Origin of the sequence: Pseudomonas sp. PWP3-1b2, from assembly GCF_049896045.1 — a bacterium.
Taxonomy (GTDB): domain Bacteria; phylum Pseudomonadota; class Gammaproteobacteria; order Pseudomonadales; family Pseudomonadaceae; genus Aquipseudomonas; species Aquipseudomonas antarctica_B.
The window spans coordinates 1-17,611 of record NZ_JAFCTN010000004.1 but is presented as its reverse complement, the minus strand read 5'-3'; the positions used below and the strand labels follow the sequence as shown (position 1 = coordinate 17,611).

Here is a 17,611-nt window from a genome sequence, read left to right as displayed (position 1 = left end):
GCGAAGGCAGTGTGTCAGTTGATGGATTTATTGGCTGACCCACCGCATTCGCGAGCAAGCCCGCTCCCACAAGTGGATCCCCATTTTGTCTGGGAGACCGCAATCTGCTCTAAAAAAACAGCGCTTCTGATCCAACCACTCTTTGGGGCTCCTTTCCAAAGTGACCCGCTGTAAGAGCGAAACCCATATCAGCCATCACCCAAATACCGGCTATACACCCCATCAACCCGCCGCAGTAGAAGGCTCCAACTGCCGCTGAGCCAACCAAATCTCATCCTGCAACCACCGCCCAAACACCTGCAACTGCGGAAAATCCGTCTGCTCCGGCCGGGTCACCAGCCAGTAGGACTGATGCCCCTCCACATGCACATTCAACACCTGCGTCAACTGCCCACTGGCCATCTCAGCCGCGACCATATGCCAATCCGCAATGGTAATCCCCAACCCATCGGTCGCCGCCCGAATCGCCAAATCCAACAGGTCGAACTCATACCCCCCCTGCGTATCCACCCCGTGAATTCGCGCTGCATCCAGCCAATGCTTCCACGTCAAATAACGCTGGTCCTCGCTGGCCAGCACATGCAGCAAGGTCATGCGATTCAGGTCCACCCCATCACTGCACTCACGGGCATACAACGACGGTGCACACACCGCAATATGCCGTTCCTGAATCAGCAGCGAACTGTCCAGCCCATCCCACTCCCCATTCCCGAACCGAATCGCGCAATCCAGCGTACCGGTCTGCGCCAGGCTGTCCTGCAAACACGTAGTGATGCTCAACTCCAATTCAGGATGAGCCTCGCGCAAGCGCCCAAGGCGCGGCATCAGCCAGCGGCTGGTGAACGTTGGCGGTGCGTTGATGTGCAACCGGTTGGAGTGGGTCTTCTGCTGGATGCTGCGCACCGTCAGTTCAATCTTGTCGAACGACTGATGCAACGCCCGCAACAACACGCGCCCGGCGCTGGTGAGTTCGAGGTGGTGGTGGCGCCGCTCCAGCAGGTTTTCACCGAGTTGCTCTTCCAACTGCCGTACCTGGCGACTGACCGCACTTTGGGTCACGTTCAACAGCTCCGCAGCCCGGGTAAAGCTGCCAGTGCTGCCGGCGACTTCGAAGGCTTTGAGGGCATTGAGACCGGGCATTTTGCGTTTCATGGAGGGCACTCGACAGCAGTTGGCAAGGAAGCGAAGTCCCACGATAAGGCGGGACATTTCGCACACAACATACCTTTTTGTATCGGGCCAGGGGTAGCGTCCTCTTTACGGGGCAAAATGGACGTCACAAAAAGAAAGTGTCGCTTTTTACCCTTTCATGTCGCTGACGAATAAATAGCACGCGTATTACGCATGCACACTAAGACAATTAAGCATTGGTCGGTATCGATTCAAAAAAGTTAGCCTCCACGCCAACTAACCGTCATAACCCAACCGGAACTTCGCCATGTCGAACACAGCAGTTTCATCACGGCGAAGTATTGGCCTGTTGGCACTTGTATTTACCGCCTGCAACGCCACCACCCACGGTTTCAGTATTTTTTTGTATTCAGCGTTATTGCCGCAAATTCGCCAGGTGTTTGAGCTGAGTTATAGCCAGGCCGCGCTGATTGCAGCGTTGTTGCAGCTGTTCTACATGGGCGCTTCAATTGCCAGCGGCATCGCGGCGGCGTGGGTCAGCCCGCGCACGATGGTGCGTTTGACCATGGTCCTGAGCCCCGTGCTGCTGGGCTTGGCTGTCGCAACGCCATGGGCACTGCCATTTGCGCTGTGCCTGGCACTGGTGTCGGCCTGTGCGGTGTCGAACTGGAATGCAATTGCCGCTTTGGCACGGGAAGTCATCCCGGCCACCCACCGTAGCCGGGTGTTGGGGCTGGCGTCTTCCGGGGCGGCCTTTGCGATTTGCTTGAATGGGTTGCTGATTGCGCTGTTGCAGGGTTTGTCGTTGCGTCAGTTCTGGCTAATCTGCGCAGGGCTGACGTTATTGGTCACGGTTTTGACCCTGTGGGCGCTTGCCCCGAAAACAGAGCAGGCGCCCCGCGCCTCCCAGCCACCTGCGATCAATCAGGTCGTGAGGCAGTGGCTGCGCCTGTGCGTGGAGCAACCCGTGGCGCTGCAGATCGTGCTGCTCAGCGGTTTTATCGGCGCAATCAGTGGGCCGTTTCTGAATTTTCTGTCGGCCTTTGTCAGCGATCGCCTGCACGCCAGCGCGACGGTAACCGGCTCGATGTGGACGCTGATCGGCATCGGCGGCGTCATCGGCGGGCTGCTGTTGGGCACGCTGGCGGATCGCTGGGGGGCGCTGCGGGTCATGGCGTTAAGCATTGGCGCGTTCGGTCTCGCCATGCTGGGCCTGCTCGCGCATCCCAGCCTGTTGCTGAGTTGGTGGGCTGCCGGCCTGTTCGCGCTGTTCTATTTTCCGTCATGGGGCTTGATGGCGGCTTATCTCAGCGCGCGCCTGAACCCGGTGCAAAGCCTGCAAGTGGTGAGCTTGAGCATGGTCAGTTATGGCTTGGCCAGCGCCACCGCCAATGGCCTGTGCGGCTGGCTGCTGCAAGTGAGCGGCGAGTTTGCCGTGGTGCACGCCTGGATCGCCCTGTGGGTGTTCGCCTGCCTGTTATTGCTCAAGCGCATGGCTCAGCGGGCGACTGACGCGGCGCTGCCGGTCCAGGTACTCTGAGCGCCCCAATTGACGCTGCAAAATCTCCACCAACGCCTCGACCTCGGGCACCAGGCAACCCGCCGAACGCCAGAACATCAGGCGTGCCGGGGCGATCGGTGGAAAGCCCTGGCGCTCGTCCAGAACCTGCCAACCCGCCGGCACCAACCGCCGCGCCATAACGCCCACCGACAAGCCTTGCTCAATGGCAATTGCGATACCGCGCGGGCTCTGGCTGGTGTAGACCACCTGCCACGAACGCCCGGCCCGGGCCAGCGCCTGCACGGCATTTGCGCGAAATGCACAGCCCTCGGCGTACACCGCCAACGGTACCGATTGGCGCCCGACACAGCTCCAGCTCGGCGCTGCGACCCAGACTAAAGGCTCATCGCAGAGAAACTCCCCAGCCTGCAAACCGGCGTGCTCGACCCCCAACACCAAATCCAGCTCGCCACGGTTCAAACGGCCTACAAGCGCTGTAGACATTTCGCAGCAAATGTCGGGGCGAACCTGCGCGAATTGCGCCTGAAAATCCTTGAGCATGCCGCCCAGCAGGTACTCGGCGTAGTCCTCGGGCATGCCCAAATGGATGCACACCTGTTCATTGGGTAATCGCGCGGCGCTGACGGCCTCAAGGTGCAATTTGAGGATCTGGCGAGCGTAGATCAGAAAGGTTTCCCCGCTGGCGGTCAGGCCCACGGAACGGCTGGTACGGTGAATCAATGGCGTGCCGACGATCTCTTCCAGGCGCTGCAAGCTCTGGCTGACCGTGGATTGAGTTTTATGCAAACGCTCGGCCGCCGCCGAAAAACCCTGGCACTCAATAATTGCCACAAACACTTTAAGTAAACCGCCATCCAGTTCGCCTGACATAACTATCGCCCCTGCCGATGGATTCGATCACAACGTGTAATTTCCACTTCACAGCGCTTTAAGCAACTATCGACTCAACACAACAACCGACTTCAGGAGCCGTGTATGAGCCTTAAACTTGCCGATGCCGAAACCGGCGATATCAGCGACATTATTAATACCGAGCTGTACCCCATACATGATTCGGGCCATGTTCAATTACAGGCACTGATCGAACATGCCCGCGCCGAACTCGCTGAAGACGGTTGCTGCCTGCTGAAGAACTTTTTGCGCCCCGCAGCGCTTGAGCAGGCGCGCCTTGAAGGCCAGGCGCTGTCGGGCAAAACGTTTTTCTCGGTGCGCAAGGTCAACGCCTATTTCACCGAGGACGACACCAGCCTGCCCCAGGATGATCCGCGCCGCACATTCATGGAGCGCACCAGCGGCTTTGTGACCCGCGACATGATCGCCCCCGACGCAATCATCCACCGCCTGTACGTGTCGCCGATGATGAAACGCTTTATCGGCGCCTGCCTTGATGAACCGGAGATTTTCGAATACGCCGACCCCTTCGCCGGGCTGGTGATCAACGTGATGCCCGAAGGTACCGAGCAGCCCTGGCACTTCGACACCAACGAATTCATCGTCAGCATGATGACCCAGAAGCCCGAGGCCGGGGGCCTGTTCGAGTACGCGCCGATGATCCGCTCACGCAGCCAGGAAAACCTCGGCGCCGTCGGCAAAGTAGTGCGCGGAGAAGACCACTCGCGGGTGCAGGAACTGGAGCTCAACCCCGGCGACCTGCAGATCTTCAAAGGCCGTTTCTCGGTGCACCGCGTCACTCGCGTAGAGGGCGCCACCGAGCGCAACACAGCGATCTTCGCCTACTCGGAAAAGCCCGGAATCATTGGCCGCGCCCAGCGTACCAAGCAGCTTTACGGACGCCTGTCCGAAGCCCACCTGCAAGCCGAACGCAACCTGGTGCGCAGCGACCAGTTGCTCGACTGATTCGCCCCCTGAAAACTTGAAAACCGCCTTTGCCCTGTGAGGAATGCCCCATGAGTCTGTCCGGCCCAAACCGCAACCCCGCCGACTGTGAACCTACCCATGACGAGATCCAGCAAATCCAGCTGGACCGCCTGCAACGGGTGCGCAACGAACTGAAAAAACGCGACTACGCCGCCTGCGTGCTGTTCGACCCCACCCACATGCGCTACGCCACCGGCTCGCGCAACATGCAGGTGTACTCGGCGCGCAACCCGGCGCGGTATGCCTTTATCCCGGCGGAAGGCCCGGTGGTGATCTTCGAGTTCGGCGGTTGCCTGCACCTGGCCGAAACCCTCAATACCGTGGACGAAGTGCGCCCGGCCAAGGCGATTTCCTATTACTTCTGTGAAAGCTTCCTCGGCAACGTGACCGCCGACTGGGCCGCTGAAATCGATGAACTGGTGCGCAAGTGCGGCGGCGGCAAACGCATCGCCATCGAGAGCGCCACCTCGGCGGCCGCCTTCGAATTGCAACGCCTCGGCTATCAGGTGTTCGACGCCCAGGAACCGCTGGAGCGCGCACGCTGCATCAAGGTGCCCAACGAGCTGAAAATGATCCGCGCCAGCCTGCGTGCCACGGAGGCCGGGGTGCGTTTGATGGAAAGCAAACTCACGCCCGGCATTACCGAGAACCAGCTGTGGTCGCACCTGCACCAGCACGTGATCGCCACCGACGGTGACTATGTGGAAACCCGCCTGCTGTCCTCCGGCCCGCGCACCAACCCGTGGTTCCAGGAGTGCAGCACGCGCCCCATCGAAGCCGGTGATCTGGTGGCCCTCGACACCGATGTGGTCGGGCGTTTTGGCTACTACGCGGACTTCTCGCGCACCTTTTTGTGTGGCGATCAGGCGGCCACCGCCAAGCAGCAAGAGCTGTACAAACTCGCCTACGAGCAAGTGCAAACCAACGTGGAAATGCTCAAGGCCGGGCGCAGTTTCAAGGAATACGCCGAGATGGCGTGGAAGATTCCCGAGCATTACAAAAACAACCGCTACTTTGCCTTGGTGCACGGGGTTGGCATGACCGGTGAATACCCTTACGTGGTGCACCGCGAAGACATCGACGCGCTGGGCTACGACGGAGTTTTCGAAGCGGGCATGACCATTTGCGTGGAGAGCTACATCGGCCACGACGACGGCGGCGAAGGGGTAAAACTCGAAGAACAGATCTATATCCACGAACACGGCATTGAGTTGCTGTCCGACTACCCGTTCGATGCGCGCCTGTTGCCGCGCTGAACCTGTCTAGCACCACAGGCGGCCCTGGAACGGACAGGTAACATGCATTTATAGAAGGTTACTGAGCAGAATTTGTCGTTTGTCCATCGTTGCGCAAATGACAAAACTGCGGGCATCTCTAATAAAAACAACATGAGAGCTGCCCTATGTCCTATCCCATTGCCCGCCTCCTGACTTCGTTTTGCCTTGTTTTTCTGCCGGTTTCACAGCGGTCCGGGCGGCGCGCGCATCGCGCCAGCCACTGACCCTTGCGGTTCAACAAAAACGCATATTCGCAAGTACCGGAGAGGCTTATGAAAGACGTGACGACCCTGGACGGCAGCCAGCCGCATCCAGCCATCAATGACCTGTGCGCCCAGGTACAACGCGGTGAAATCAACCGCCGTCAATTCCTGCGCACCGCCGCCCTGCTCGGCATCACCGTGGCCAGCGCTTCCAGCTTTATCGGCTCGGCCCTGCTCGGCAATGACGCACAAGCCGCCGACGCCACACCGGCTCGCCAGGGCGGTAGCCTGCGTTTTGCCTGTGCGATCCAGGAAATCCAGGACCCGATGCTGATCACCTGGATCGAAGCCTCAAACCTGCTGCGCAATTCCCTGGAATACCTGACCTGGGTCGACGCCGACAACATCACTCACCCGTACCTGGCCGAAAGCTGGAGCCCGTCCGAAGACCTCACCACCTGGACCTTCAACCTGCGCCAGGACGTGAAATGGAGCAACGGCGACAGCTTCAACGTCGACGACGTGCAGCACAATATCCAGCGCTGGATTGCCGCCGACTCCAAGTCGGTCAACCGCACCGCGTTCCAGGACATCAAGGCTTTCGAAAAAGTCGGCGACTATCAGTTCCGCCTGCAACTCAAGCGGCCGATCCTGGCAATCCCCGAGATGCTCAACGCCTTCACCTGCGCCCTCGTGCACCGCAGCTTCAAGGCCGGGGATGACTGGGCGAAAAACCCGCTGGCCACCGGGCCGTTCAAGCTGGTGTCATTTGCGGTAAACAAGCAAGCGACCTTCGCCAAGCGCGCCGATTATTGGGGCAAACCCGCCCATCTGGATGAGCTGCGCTACATCGACATGGGCACCGACGTGTCCACCCACCTTGCTGCGCTGCAAGCCGGGCAAGTCGACGTGTTGTACCGCGTCACCGTGGCCGAGCTGGACCTGGCCAAGCGCTTGCCGGGCGCGCAGTTGCTGAGCTGCAAATCCGCGCAAACCGTGGTGATGCGCATGGCCTGCGACCAGAAACCCTTTACCGACCTGCGCATTCGCAAGGCAGTGGTGCTCTGTGCCGATAACGCGCAGATGCTCAAGGTCGCCTATCGCGGCATGGGCACCCTCGGCGAAGACCATCACGTGGCGCCGTCTCACCCCGAGTATTTCCCGTTGCCCAAGCGCGAACGCGACGTGGCGGCAGCAAAAAAACTCTTGGTCGAGGCTGGCTTTCCCAACGGCCTGGATATTGACCTGATCGTCGGCAACACCCAGGGCCGCTATGAGCAGGACTGCGCGCAGATCCTGCAACAGAACTGCCTGGAAGCCGGCATTCGCATCAACCTGAAAGTGGTGCCCGCCGCGCAGTACTGGCCGATCTGGGACAAGGCCGCATTCAGCCTGACTTACTGGGCGCATCGCCCGCTCGGCGTGATGTCGCTGGAGCTGGCGTACCGTGGCGGCGGCGCGTGGAATGAAAGCCACTACAGCGACCCGGCGTTCGATGCCGCGCTGGATAAGGCCATGGGCATTATTGACCCCAAGCTGCGCGCCGTAGCGATGCAAAGCGTCGAGCAAATCCTGCAGGACGCCTGCGTGATCGTGCAGCCGTTCTGGGGCGACAAGTTCACCGCCGTGAGCAAAAAGGTCCAGGGCTTTGAGGTGCACCCGTCCGACTTTTACCCCATGGGTAACGTCTGGCTGAGTGCCTGAGTCAGGCCTGCCCGCGTGCGGGCAGGCATCCCGAAACCTGTCGGAGCATGGTCCTGATGGCTCATTTTCTACTGCGCAAACTGCTGATGCTGCTGGCGACTCTGCTGTCGGTGTCGCTGATTGTGTTCCTGGCCCTGGAACTCAATATCGAGGACGTCGCAATCAACGTCCTCGGCCCCTACTCCGCCGCCGACCAGCGCGCCGCCTGGCTGCTGGAACACGGTTACAACCAGCCATTCGTGTGGCGTTACCTGGTGTGGCTCAAGGACTTTGTGATCGGCGACTGGGGCACCTCGGTGTACTTTCGCGAGCCGGTGCTGAAGTTGTTGCTGCCCAACCTGTGGCAAACCCTGACCCTCGCCGGGCTGGCGTTACTGGTGATGGTGCCGGTGGCACTCACCCTGGGCATTCTGGCCGGGGTTCGCCAGGGCTCAGTGGTTGATCGGCTGGTGTCGTTCCTGTCGATCGTCACCACCTCGATTCCAGACTTCGCCAGCGCAGTCTTCGTCTCGGCGATCTTTGTGTTCTGGCTCAACTGGCTACCGGGCGTAAGCAGCATGAGCGACGGTTTCAGCCCGGTGGAACTGGTGCTGCCGCTGATGGTGCTGTGCCTGTTTGGCATCGGTTACCTGGCGCGGATTACCCGTGCATCGATGGTCGAGGTGATGCAGGCACCGTACATCCGCACTGCGCGGCTCAAAGGCGCTTCTACCACGCGGATCGTGCTGCGCCACGCGCTGCGCAATGTGCTGATCGCGCCCGTCACCGTGATCATGCTGTACATCCCTTGGCTGCTGTCGAACGTGATCGTGGTGGAAGTGTTTTTCGCCTACAAGGGCTTCGGTTCGATGCTCTACACCGCGTCGCTGAACCATGACGTCTACCTGATCGAGGCCTGCGCAATGATCAGCGGCGTGGTGGTGGGCATCAGCAAAATCTTCTCGGACCTGGCCTACACCTGGCTTAACCCGCGCATCACCCTGCGCAGTCTCGGCGGAGGCAGCCAATGAACCTGCTTAAATCCTTCAAACATCCCCTGGCGTTTATGGGTTTGCTGCTGGTGGGCGGCTGGGTGTTCGTCGCCCTGTTCGCACCGTGGCTGGCGCCGCACAACCCGCTGGAAAGCTTCACGCCGCTGCTCACGCCAATGACCGCCGGTGACGACGGCGCAAGCTTCCTGCTGGGCACCGACATGATTGGCCGCGACATTCTTTCGCGGCTGATCTGGGGCACACGCACCGTGTTGTTCTGGTCGATTCTGTCCACGCTCACCGCGTTCGCCGTGGGCATCGCCATGGGCTTGTGCGCCGGCTACTTCAATGGCTGGGTCGATGCCGTGTTGTCCTATGTGGCCGACACCGTACTGTCGTTCCCGGTGCTGGTGCTGTACATCGTGATCATCATCGCCCTCGGCGCGTCGGCCCTGAATATCCTGATTGCAGTGACCTTCACCAGCGCTCCGGCGATATTCCGCATCATGCGTGCGCTGACCATCGACATTCGCTCGCGCGACTACGTGCTCAGCGCCATCACCCAGGGCGAAGGCTCGCTGCGCATCATGCTGGTGGAAATTCTACCCAACTGCGGCGGGCCGCTGATCGTGGATTTCTGCCTGCGCATCGGCTACACCGCGATCATGATCGGCGCCCTCGGTTTTCTCGGTCTCGGCCTGCCACCGCCCACCCCGGACTGGGGCGGCATGATCAACGACGGCCGCGCCATGGCCATTTCCTTCCCGCACCTGGTGATCTTCCCCTGCATCGCCATCTCCACCCTGATGCTCGGCCTGAGTTTGCTCGCCGACGGGCTGGATGAACACGCGCAGCAAGGCGCAAGGAGTTGAGCATGAACAGCCAGCAAACCGTATTGCGGGTCGACAACCTCAACGTCGAACTGCCCAAGGGCGCAGACCGCAGCCACGCCGTGCAGGGCATCAGCCTGGAAGTGCGCAAGGGTGAAATACTCTGCGTGATCGGTGAGTCGGGCTCGGGTAAATCCGTGCTGTCGGCGGCGATCATGGGCGATTACGCCAAGGGGTTGCGGCATGCCGGTGGGGTCATCGATTTCCTCGGCGACGATATCTGCACCCTGAGTGAAGACCGCCTGCGCGCGCTGCGTGGCAACCGCATCGCGATGATTTTCCAGGAGCCGATGGCGGCGCTGAACCCGGCGATTCGCATTGGCAAACAAGTCGAGGAAATCTTCGATATTCATGCGCCACAGATGCCTGCGGTTGAGCGCCGTGAACGCATGCTCGCGCTGCTCGAATCCACCCAGCTGCCGGACCCGCCGCGCATCGCCAACAGCTTTCCCCATCAGCTCTCTGGCGGCCAGTGCCAGCGCGTGGTGATTGCCATGGCGCTGGCGATGAACCCGGATCTGTTGATCGCCGATGAGCCTACCACCGCGCTGGATGTCACCACTCAGGCCCAGGTATTGAAACTGGTGCGTGACCTGCGCGGGCGCGGCCAGCACGGGATTCTGTTCATCACCCACGACTTCGGCGTGGTGGCGCAGATTGCTGATCGCATCGCCGTGATGGAAGGTGGCCGGCTGGTGGAAATCGGCGAGCGCGACCAAGTGCTGAACGCGCCTTCCCATGCCTATACACGCAAGCTGATTGCGGCAGTGCCGGCATTGCATCCGGAGTTGCACGTGCCGAGTGCCGACGGCGAAATGGCCTTGCGCATTGAGCATCTGACCAAGACTTACACAGTCGGTGGCAGTTCGGTGGCGGCGCTGCGAGATGTGTCGCTGAACCTGCCTCGGGGCAAGACGCTGGCGATTGTCGGCGAGTCGGGCTCGGGCAAAAGCACGCTGGTCAAAGCCGCGATTCGGCTGGTGGACAGCGACAGCGGGCACGTGTGGGTTGGCGACACCGACTTTCTGGCCCTGCACGGCTCGGCGTTGGCCGCCAACCGCCGGCGCATCCAGATGATTTTCCAGGACCCGTACGGTTCGCTGAACCCGCGCCACCGGGTCGGCGACATCATCGCCCGCGCCGCGCAATTGCGTGGGTTGTCGGCCAAGGACGCGTGGGCCGAAGCTGGCGACCTGCTGGAGCAAGTCGGCCTCAAGCGCGACGCCTTGCAGCGCAAGCCCCGGCAGTTCTCCGGCGGCCAGCGCCAGCGCATCGGCATCGCCCGTGCATTGGCCATGCGCCCCGAAGTGCTGATCGCCGATGAAAGCGTGTCGGCGCTGGATGTGTCGGTGCAAAAGCAGGTGCTGGAGCTGCTCGCTGACCTGCAGAAAAAACTCAACCTGAGCATCCTGTTTATCACCCATGACCTGCGCGTGGCGGCGCAGATCAGCGACCACATCGCGGTGATGCGCCAGGGCGAAGTCGTCGAGTACGGCACCGCCGAGCAGGTGTTGCTCAGGCCGCAAAACAGCTACACCCAGGCGCTGCTCGCCGCCGCGCCGGGGGCCACGCAACTACCCGCTGCCGGGCCGCCGCTGAGGCTGATCCGCCCCGCCGCTTCTTAAGTTCGACCCTTTTCCCTGCGTCGCAGCATTCGCTGCGGCAATGGGCTGCTGTTGCCCGAAAATAACCAATAACGAGAGCAAAACCATGCGACCAACCCTACGTTACATCGCTCTGGTCCCCGTGCTCGGCGCCCTCGCGGCACCGGCCATGGCCTATCAGGTCACCGACAACCTCGACCTCGGCGGTGCCGTGCGCGCACGCTGGGACTATGACCCGGACCGCGACATCCAGAAGTTCGGCCTCGACACCGCCTTCCTCAGCGCCAAGTACAACTCCGACACCTGGACCGGCGAGGCGCAATACCGCTTTTACGGGCGCTCCTACCCCTACCAGTACACCAAGAATTACGGTGATATTCAGTTCGCCAAGTTCGCGTGGGTCGGCTACAAATTCAACCCCGACCAGCAGATCCAGGTGGGCTTGAACACCGTGCCGTTCGGCCTGCAGCCGTACTTCGGCAGCACCTTCTACGAAACCCTCGGCAACGTGATCGGCCTGGAAGACGTGCAGCAAATCGGTACCAAGTACATCCAGCAAAGCGGCGACTGGAACATCCAGGCCGGTTACTACCTGCGCCCGGCGTGGCAAGGCCGCGGCACCAGCAAGGGCGTGACCTATTCCAGTGTGATCTCCGAGGCCGACAGCTACGTGGCCGACGGCAGCAACAACCAGGAACGCAACACCGTGGTGGTGCGCGTAGCCAAGGCCCTGCAACTGGGCGACTGGAAATCCGAAGTCGGCCTCTCCGGCCTCACCTCGACCCTGGAAAACAAGGACACCGGCGACGACGGCCGTCGCAACGCCGTGGCGATCCACTACCTGGGCAAGAACGGCCCGTGGGGCGTGCAACTGCAGGCCGCGCGCCAACAGATGTCACCGCGTAACGAAGGCACCGACGGTGTGGTGACGCTGGGCGGCTATGACGGCACATTCAACGTCGCCAGCCGTGGCAACCTGTATGTGGCCGACTTGAGCTACGACGTGGGCGGCAAGTACCTGTTCGACCAGATCAGCGGCGTGAAGCTGTATGCCAACTACAGCGCGTTCGATAAATCTGATATTGAGTTCAAGACCTCGCAGCGGGTGATCCTCGGGACGTCGTTTTCGGTCAGCAAGTTGTGGGTCGCCACGGAGTGGTTGATTGGCAAGAACGATCCGTATATTGGCGGCAGCAGCTACACCCAGAGCTTGGGGGTCGGGGGCAGTAACCAGTGGGAGAATCAGCTGTACATGAACATTGGGTATTACTTCTAACAGGCCACTGCCGCCATCGCAGGCAAGCCAGTGCCCACATTTTGACCGCGCCGCCGATCAAATGTGGGCGCTGGCTTGCCTGCGATGAGGCCGCCAGAAACACCCTAAAAACAAAAAGTGTGGAAGCCGAACCATGCGCCAACTCCCTGCCCTCACCATGCTCCGCGTCTTCGAAGAAGTCGCCCGCCACCGCAGCTTTAACAAAGCCGCCGTAGGCCTCAATGTCACCCAGGGCGCGGTCAGCCGCCAGATCAAACAACTGGAAGACTACCTCGGCGTCGCCTTGTTCATCCGCACGCCCCAAGGCTTGTCCCTGACCGAAGCCGGCTTCGCCCTTTCGCCGCATCTGAGCGACGCCTTCGACCACATCGAACGCGCTCTGCATGCCGTGCGCGTGCCCAACCTGCGCCAGCGCCTGCGCATCGTCGCGCCGCCCACCTGGGCCACCCGTTGGCTGTCTGCGCACTTGCGGCGCTTTTGTGAGCGCTACCCGGACGTCAACCTCAGCGTCACCCACCAGAACAGCGACGCGAGCCTGGCGCAAATCGACTGCCAGATTCGGTTCGGCCTGGAGCCTGCGGCCCATTGCAGCAGTGAGTTACTGGTGATGGAGCGACATATCGCCGTGGCCAGCCCGGAGCTGTTCGAAGGCGGCAAGCCTCCCGACCTGCGGCGTTTTCCGCTGCTGCACATCCTGCACGACGGCAAGCGTTTGAAGGTCTGGGAAAACTGGCTGGCGGCCATGGGCCGAGAAGACATTGATGCGCAACAGGGCCTGGAATTCAGCACCCTGGACCAAGTGATTCACACCGCCCTGGCTGGCGGTGGCTTGGCGGTGATTGACCGGCAGATGATCGAACGCGAGCTGGCGAATGGCAGCCTGCTGCCGATCACCCCCGTGGAAGTGATCGGCCCCTATGGTTATTGGCTGGATGTAGCGACGGACAAACAGGGTTTATCCAAGGTTCGGCTGTTTACGCAGTGGCTGGGCCAGGTCAGTAACCCCTGACACCGGCGGCGCCTCGGCATTGCACGCCTGGCTCAGGGTCAATGCCTTGGTATCCGGTGCCCAGGCCCAGGCCCAGGAGATAATGGCGCCGAACACCAGAATGGCCAGCAGGAACAGCGCCGCCGCAACTGGGTTAGAGGCCGCCCATCAACAGGTATTTGAGCTCCAGGTAATCATCCAGCCCATACCTGGAACCTTCCCGGCCCAGGCCCGATTCCTTGATGCCGCCGAACGGCGCGACTTCGGTGGAGATGATCCCTTCGTTGATGCCGACCATACCGGCTTCCAGGCCTTCGGCCATGCGCCACACGCGACCAATGTCGCGGCTGTAGAAGTACGCCGACAGGCCGAACGGCGTGTCATTCGCCCGTTGCAGTACTTCGGCTTCATCCTTGAAGCGAAAGCACGCAGCCACCGGGCCGAAGGTTTCTTCCTGGGCAATCAGCATCGCGTCATGGGCTTCGGTGAGAATGGTCGGTTCGAAGAAGGTCCCGCCCAGCGCATTACGACGGCCGCCGCACAGCAGCCTGGCGCCCTTCTCCAAGGCATCGCCGACGTGCGCTTCAACCTTGGCCAGCGCTGCCGCGTTGATCAGCGGGCCTTGTTCGGTTTCACCCTCCAGCGCACTGCCAACACGCATGGCACTGACCGCTTCGGCGAGTTTGCGGGTAAACGCGTCGTACACGCCATCCTGAATAAAGAAGCGGTTCACGCACACGCACGTTTGCCCGGTGTTACGGAACTTGGACGCCATGGCGCCTTTGACGGCGGCGTCCAGGTCAGCGTCGTCGAAGACAATGAACGGCGCGTTGCCGCCCAGTTCCAGCGAGACTTTTTTCAGCGTGTCGGCCGCCTGACGCATCAGCAGTTTGCCGGTGCGGGTGGAGCCGGTGAACGACAGCTTGCGCACCACACTGGAGGCTTGCAGCGCGCCGCCAATGGCCACGGCATCGCCGGAGACAATGTTGAACACGCCGGCCGGAATGCCCGCCTGTTCGGCCAGTACTGCCAGGGCGAAGGCCGACAACGGGGTTTCTTCCGAGGGTTTGAGAATCATCGTGCAACCCGCTGCCAGCGCCGGGCCAACCTTGCGGGTGACCATCGCCAGGGGGAAGTTCCACGGGGTAATCGCCGCGACCACGCCGATGGCTTCTTTCACCACGATGATGCGCGCATCCGCCTTGTGGCTCGGGATCACGTCACCATAGGCACGCTTGGCTTCTTCGCCGAACCACTCCAGAAAGCTCGCGGCGTAGACCACTTCGCCCATGGCTTCGGCCAGGGGTTTGCCCTGCTCCAGGCTGAGCAGGTGCGCCAGATCCTTCTGATGACTGAGCATCAGCTCGCTCCAGCGCTTGAGGCGCTGGCTGCGCTCCTTGGCGGTGAGCTTGCGCCAGGCCGGCAAGGCGCGGTTGGCGGCGTCGATGGCCAGGTTTGTTTCTTCAGCGGCGGCGCGTTGCACGTCAGCAATCAACGCGCCATTGGCCGGGTTGACCACCGGGTAGGTTGGGCCACCGCTGGACCATTGGCCATCGATGTAATTACCAGTACGGATCAGCGGGTTCATGCCACGGCCTCGATCAAGTTGAAACGGTCCAGGCCCGGGCGAGCCGCACGCAGGATGCGCTTGCCGGCGGTGTAGTCGTTGATCAGGTCGCACGGGGTGTAATTGCGTTCCAGCTCGTGGAGTTCTTCGGCGTCCAGTTGGGTGTCCAAGGCCGCCAGTGCGCTGTCGAACTGTGCGGTGGTGTCGGCGCCAACGAGCATCACATCCACGCCGGGATGGTTGGCGACCCATGCCTGGGCGATCTGCGCGTTGGATACGCCACGGGCGCGGGCGACACGTTGCACCGAGTGAGCGATGTCGAACGATGCCTGATCGCTGTACATCTGCTGGGTAAAGAAGTCGGTCTGGTTTCGTGTGGATTGCACTTCGCCGGTGAGCAAGCCACGGGCCAGCGGGCTGAACACCGAGACGCCGAGGCCCTGGTCGCGGCAGAACGGGATCATCTCGCGCTCTTCTTCGCGGTAGGCGCAGTTCAGTTGCAGCTGCATGTTGATCGGCTTGACCCAGCCGTTGCGTTCACAGGCCATGAGGATCTTGGCGAGCTGGCCGGTAAGCATGGTCGAAACGCCGATGTAGCGGGCCTTGCCGGACCGCACTATTTCGTTCATCGCGCTCATGGTTTCTTCGACCGGGGTGTTCACATCGAAATAATGCAACATGAAGATATCGACGTAATCCATGCCCAAGCGGCTAAGGGACGCGTCGATGCTGTCCATGATGTGCTTGCGCGAATGGCCGCTGGCGTTGATACCGTTGCGGGTGCCGTAGCCGACCTTGGTGGCGACCACGATGTCTTCACGCCGGGCCACGCGCTTGAGGATGCGCCCTACCACCTCTTCGCCGACACCGGCGGAATAGAAGTCGGCCAAGTCGATGAAATTGACGCCGTTGTCCAGCGCGTGGGCGACGATTGGCTCACTTTGCTTTTCGTCAAAAATCCACGGTTTCCAGTCCGGGGTGCCCATGTTCATGGTGCCCAGGCACAGGCGCGAGACTTGCAGGCCGGAGTTGCCCAAACGGGCGTATTGCATGGGAATCTCCTCAGGCCTTTGGCGTGTAGAAAGGGTTGCTGATGTGGTTGACCACGTCCGCCAGTTGCGCGGTGTAAGGCGTGCCGGTCAGGGCGGCGCGGATCGCGGTTCGGCAGGCGTTGTAGTTGTTCAGGTAGACGGCGTCCAAATCGTCGCAGGCCGGGTTGACCCAGTTGGCGGTGACGATGGCCCACTCGTCTTCGGCTTCCGGCGGCAGGGTGCCGTCGAGCAACGCTTCCAGCACGGCCTTGGCGATACCGGCCTGGGAGGCGCCCCAGGTGGCGTTGCCGTGCAGGTCGCTGCCGATTTCGGCTTTATTGACGTAGAGGGTCATGGGTTTGACCGGGATGTTCGGCTGGGCGATCACCATGAACGGGCAGTGCCCCCGGCTTGGCGACGCGAGGCTGTTGGCGAACGCCTGGCCGGCCGGGCCATTGCGTGGGCCGATGAGGATGTTGATGTGGGCAGCATTGACGCCTGGGCCTTCGAAGCCTTCGCCGATGTACAGATCAAGTGGTTTCATTTTCACAAACGCTCTTTGTTGTTATGGGGAGCTTGTCTGCGATTTTTTAGCACTGGCCTTCAAAGCTGCCGTAACCATTAAAAGTCATGGGGCTGTGAGTTTTGCTCATACCCCCCTGCGACGATCGGGGCGTTCTTGCGCGTTGACCAACTTTGTTACACCCCATATAGTGTGCCCACAAACAGAACAGACCACTACATAGTGTGCAGCATCGGTATTTACCGACCACACTCAGCGCAGTATTTCAATGCCTTGTAGCCTGCAAACCGCATTTTTTTGGACGGCTCCATACGCCGTCAGAACAGACCAGGAAGGAGTATTTCAATGCTGAGTTGGGATGAAGTCGACAGCGAAGACACCGGTGCAGTGGTGGTCAAGGGCGCCAACGCCGGCCACGCGAGCGAAGCCAACATGGACCGCCTCGACGGTGCCGGCGCCGCTGCCGCGCTGGAAGCACGTCATGTGACCGCCAACGACTCCGCCGCCATCGCGCGCGCCAAAGCTGCGCTGGACAAACTCGACGTCGCCGAAGGCCTCGCCGAGCTCGAAGGCTCCGCCGCCCGCGTCGCCGTCGACGAAAAGCGCATGATCAACTGCCGCGCCGACCTCAACCAACTCGTGCCTTTCAAGTACGACTGGGCCTGGCAAAAATACCTCGACGGCTGCGCCAACCACTGGATGCCGCAAGAGGTCAACATGACCGCCGACATCGCCGTGTGGAAAGACCCCGAAGGCCTCACCGACGACGAACGCCGCATCGTCATGCGCAACCTCGGCTTCTTCTCCACCGCCGACTCCCTGGTTGCCAACAACCTGGTGCTGGCCGTGTACCGCCTGATCACTAACCCGGAATGCCGCCAGTACATCCTGCGCCAGGCTTTCGAAGAAGCGATCCACACCCACGCCTACCAGTACTGCATCGAATCCCTGGCCATGGATGAAGGCGAAATCTTCAACATGTACCACGAGATTCCATCGGTCGCCAAAAAGGCCGCCTGGGGCCTCAAGTACACCCGCTCGATCTC

15 protein-coding genes and 1 pseudogene are annotated in these 17,611 nt (G+C 61.2%); 10 read left to right on the top strand and 6 right to left on the bottom strand.

The window, feature by feature from the left end:
• Positions 1-222 precede the first annotated feature (222 nt).
• Positions 223-1,152, bottom strand: coding sequence for a LysR substrate-binding domain-containing protein (locus tag ACP7A2_RS03640; protein WP_426133115.1), 930 nt, complete (start codon positions 1,150-1,152; stop codon positions 223-225).
• Positions 1,153-1,438: 286 nt separating this feature from the next.
• Here ACP7A2_RS03640 and ACP7A2_RS03635 point away from each other — a divergent pair, with 286 nt between their 5' ends.
• On the top strand, positions 1,439-2,671 hold the full coding sequence (locus ACP7A2_RS03635; protein ID WP_426133114.1) for an MFS transporter: 1,233 nt from the start codon (positions 1,439-1,441) through the stop codon (positions 2,669-2,671).
• On the opposite strand, the gene ACP7A2_RS03630 is transcribed toward ACP7A2_RS03635, so the two are convergent.
• On the bottom strand, positions 2,609-3,523 hold the full coding sequence (locus tag ACP7A2_RS03630) for a LysR family transcriptional regulator (protein ID WP_426133113.1): 915 nt from the start codon (positions 3,521-3,523) through the stop codon (positions 2,609-2,611). The genes ACP7A2_RS03635 and ACP7A2_RS03630 overlap by 63 nt on opposite strands.
• A 105-nt stretch (positions 3,524-3,628) precedes the next feature.
• Here ACP7A2_RS03630 and ACP7A2_RS03625 point away from each other — a divergent pair, with 105 nt between their 5' ends.
• From ACP7A2_RS03625 to ACP7A2_RS03590, 8 genes are all read left to right on the top strand, one after another.
• Positions 3,629-4,510: a HalD/BesD family halogenase gene (locus ACP7A2_RS03625; protein WP_426133112.1), complete on the top strand. Its 882-nt coding sequence runs from the start codon at positions 3,629-3,631 to the stop codon at positions 4,508-4,510.
• 50 nt (positions 4,511-4,560) lie between these two features.
• Entirely contained in the window at positions 4,561-5,787 is a 1,227-nt protein-coding gene (locus ACP7A2_RS03620; RefSeq protein WP_426133111.1) for a M24 family metallopeptidase, read from the top strand.
• A gap of 293 nt (positions 5,788-6,080) precedes the next feature.
• Positions 6,081-7,715 carry an ABC transporter substrate-binding protein gene (locus ACP7A2_RS03615; RefSeq protein ID WP_426133110.1) on the top strand — a complete coding sequence of 545 codons (1,635 nt, stop codon included), beginning with the start codon at positions 6,081-6,083 and terminating at the stop codon, positions 7,713-7,715.
• Between the two features lie 56 nt (positions 7,716-7,771).
• Positions 7,772-8,725, top strand: a complete 954-nt coding sequence (locus ACP7A2_RS03610) for an ABC transporter permease (protein WP_426133109.1) — start codon at positions 7,772-7,774, stop codon at positions 8,723-8,725.
• The gene (locus tag ACP7A2_RS03605) at positions 8,722-9,558 is read left to right on the top strand and encodes an ABC transporter permease (protein WP_426133108.1); all 837 of its coding nucleotides are present in this window, start codon (positions 8,722-8,724) and stop codon (positions 9,556-9,558) included. The genes ACP7A2_RS03610 and ACP7A2_RS03605 overlap by 4 nt, the downstream gene beginning before the upstream one ends.
• Before the next feature lie 2 nt (positions 9,559-9,560).
• Positions 9,561-11,201, top strand: a complete 1,641-nt coding sequence (locus ACP7A2_RS03600) for a dipeptide ABC transporter ATP-binding protein (protein WP_426133107.1) — start codon at positions 9,561-9,563, stop codon at positions 11,199-11,201.
• A gap of 85 nt (positions 11,202-11,286) precedes the next feature.
• A complete protein-coding gene (locus tag ACP7A2_RS03595) occupies positions 11,287-12,456 on the top strand; it encodes a hypothetical protein (RefSeq protein WP_426133106.1) in 1,170 nt (389 codons plus the stop codon).
• Positions 12,457-12,589: 133 nt separating this feature from the next.
• Positions 12,590-13,465, top strand: a complete 876-nt coding sequence (locus ACP7A2_RS03590) for a LysR substrate-binding domain-containing protein (RefSeq protein WP_426133105.1) — start codon at positions 12,590-12,592, stop codon at positions 13,463-13,465.
• On the opposite strand, the pseudogene ACP7A2_RS03585 reads toward ACP7A2_RS03590, so the two are convergent.
• From ACP7A2_RS03585 to fae, 4 genes and pseudogenes are all read right to left on the bottom strand, one after another.
• Positions 13,412-13,576: pseudogene (locus ACP7A2_RS03585) on the bottom strand (MFS transporter); the annotation flags it as partial. The gene ACP7A2_RS03590 and the pseudogene ACP7A2_RS03585 overlap by 54 nt on opposite strands.
• Positions 13,577-13,598: 22 nt before the next feature.
• A complete protein-coding gene (locus tag ACP7A2_RS03580) occupies positions 13,599-15,032 on the bottom strand; it encodes an NAD-dependent succinate-semialdehyde dehydrogenase (RefSeq protein WP_426133104.1) in 1,434 nt (477 codons plus the stop codon).
• A complete protein-coding gene (locus tag ACP7A2_RS03575) occupies positions 15,029-16,063 on the bottom strand; it encodes an aldo/keto reductase (RefSeq protein WP_426133103.1) in 1,035 nt (344 codons plus the stop codon). The genes ACP7A2_RS03580 and ACP7A2_RS03575 overlap by 4 nt, the downstream gene beginning before the upstream one ends.
• 10 nt (positions 16,064-16,073) lie before the next feature.
• The gene (gene fae, locus ACP7A2_RS03570; RefSeq protein WP_426133102.1) at positions 16,074-16,586 is read right to left on the bottom strand and encodes a formaldehyde-activating enzyme; all 513 of its coding nucleotides are present in this window, start codon (positions 16,584-16,586) and stop codon (positions 16,074-16,076) included.
• Positions 16,587-16,910: 324 nt separating this feature from the next.
• On the opposite strand from fae, the gene ACP7A2_RS03565 reads away from it, so the two are divergent.
• Positions 16,911-17,611 (top strand): ribonucleotide-diphosphate reductase subunit beta (locus ACP7A2_RS03565; protein ID WP_426133101.1); only part of this gene is annotated, 701 nt, incomplete at its 3' end.

Bases quoted from the DNA above. Each gene is read 5' to 3' on its own strand.
- ACP7A2_RS03630 (WP_426133113.1), bottom strand. From the start codon at position 3,523: ATGTCAGGCGAACTGGATGGCGGTTTACTTAAAGTGTTTGTGGCAATT.
- ACP7A2_RS03625 (WP_426133112.1), top strand. From the start codon at position 3,629: ATGAGCCTTAAACTTGCCGATGCCGAAACCGGCGATATCAGCGACATT.
- ACP7A2_RS03590 (WP_426133105.1), top strand. From the start codon at position 12,590: ATGCGCCAACTCCCTGCCCTCACCATGCTCCGCGTCTTCGAAGAAGTC.
- ACP7A2_RS03580 (WP_426133104.1), bottom strand. From the start codon at position 15,032: ATGAACCCGCTGATCCGTACTGGTAATTACATCGATGGCCAATGGTCC.
- fae (WP_426133102.1), bottom strand. From the start codon at position 16,586: ATGAAACCACTTGATCTGTACATCGGCGAAGGCTTCGAAGGCCCAGGC.
- ACP7A2_RS03575 (WP_426133103.1), bottom strand. From the start codon at position 16,063: ATGCAATACGCCCGTTTGGGCAACTCCGGCCTGCAAGTCTCGCGCCTG.
- ACP7A2_RS03635 (WP_426133114.1), top strand. From the start codon at position 1,439: ATGTCGAACACAGCAGTTTCATCACGGCGAAGTATTGGCCTGTTGGCA.
- ACP7A2_RS03595 (WP_426133106.1), top strand. From the start codon at position 11,287: ATGCGACCAACCCTACGTTACATCGCTCTGGTCCCCGTGCTCGGCGCC.
- ACP7A2_RS03600 (WP_426133107.1), top strand. From the start codon at position 9,561: ATGAACAGCCAGCAAACCGTATTGCGGGTCGACAACCTCAACGTCGAA.
- ACP7A2_RS03605 (WP_426133108.1), top strand. From the start codon at position 8,722: ATGAACCTGCTTAAATCCTTCAAACATCCCCTGGCGTTTATGGGTTTG.
- ACP7A2_RS03615 (WP_426133110.1), top strand. From the start codon at position 6,081: ATGAAAGACGTGACGACCCTGGACGGCAGCCAGCCGCATCCAGCCATC.
- ACP7A2_RS03610 (WP_426133109.1), top strand. From the start codon at position 7,772: ATGGCTCATTTTCTACTGCGCAAACTGCTGATGCTGCTGGCGACTCTG.
- ACP7A2_RS03640 (WP_426133115.1), bottom strand. From the start codon at position 1,152: ATGAAACGCAAAATGCCCGGTCTCAATGCCCTCAAAGCCTTCGAAGTC.
- ACP7A2_RS03620 (WP_426133111.1), top strand. From the start codon at position 4,561: ATGAGTCTGTCCGGCCCAAACCGCAACCCCGCCGACTGTGAACCTACC.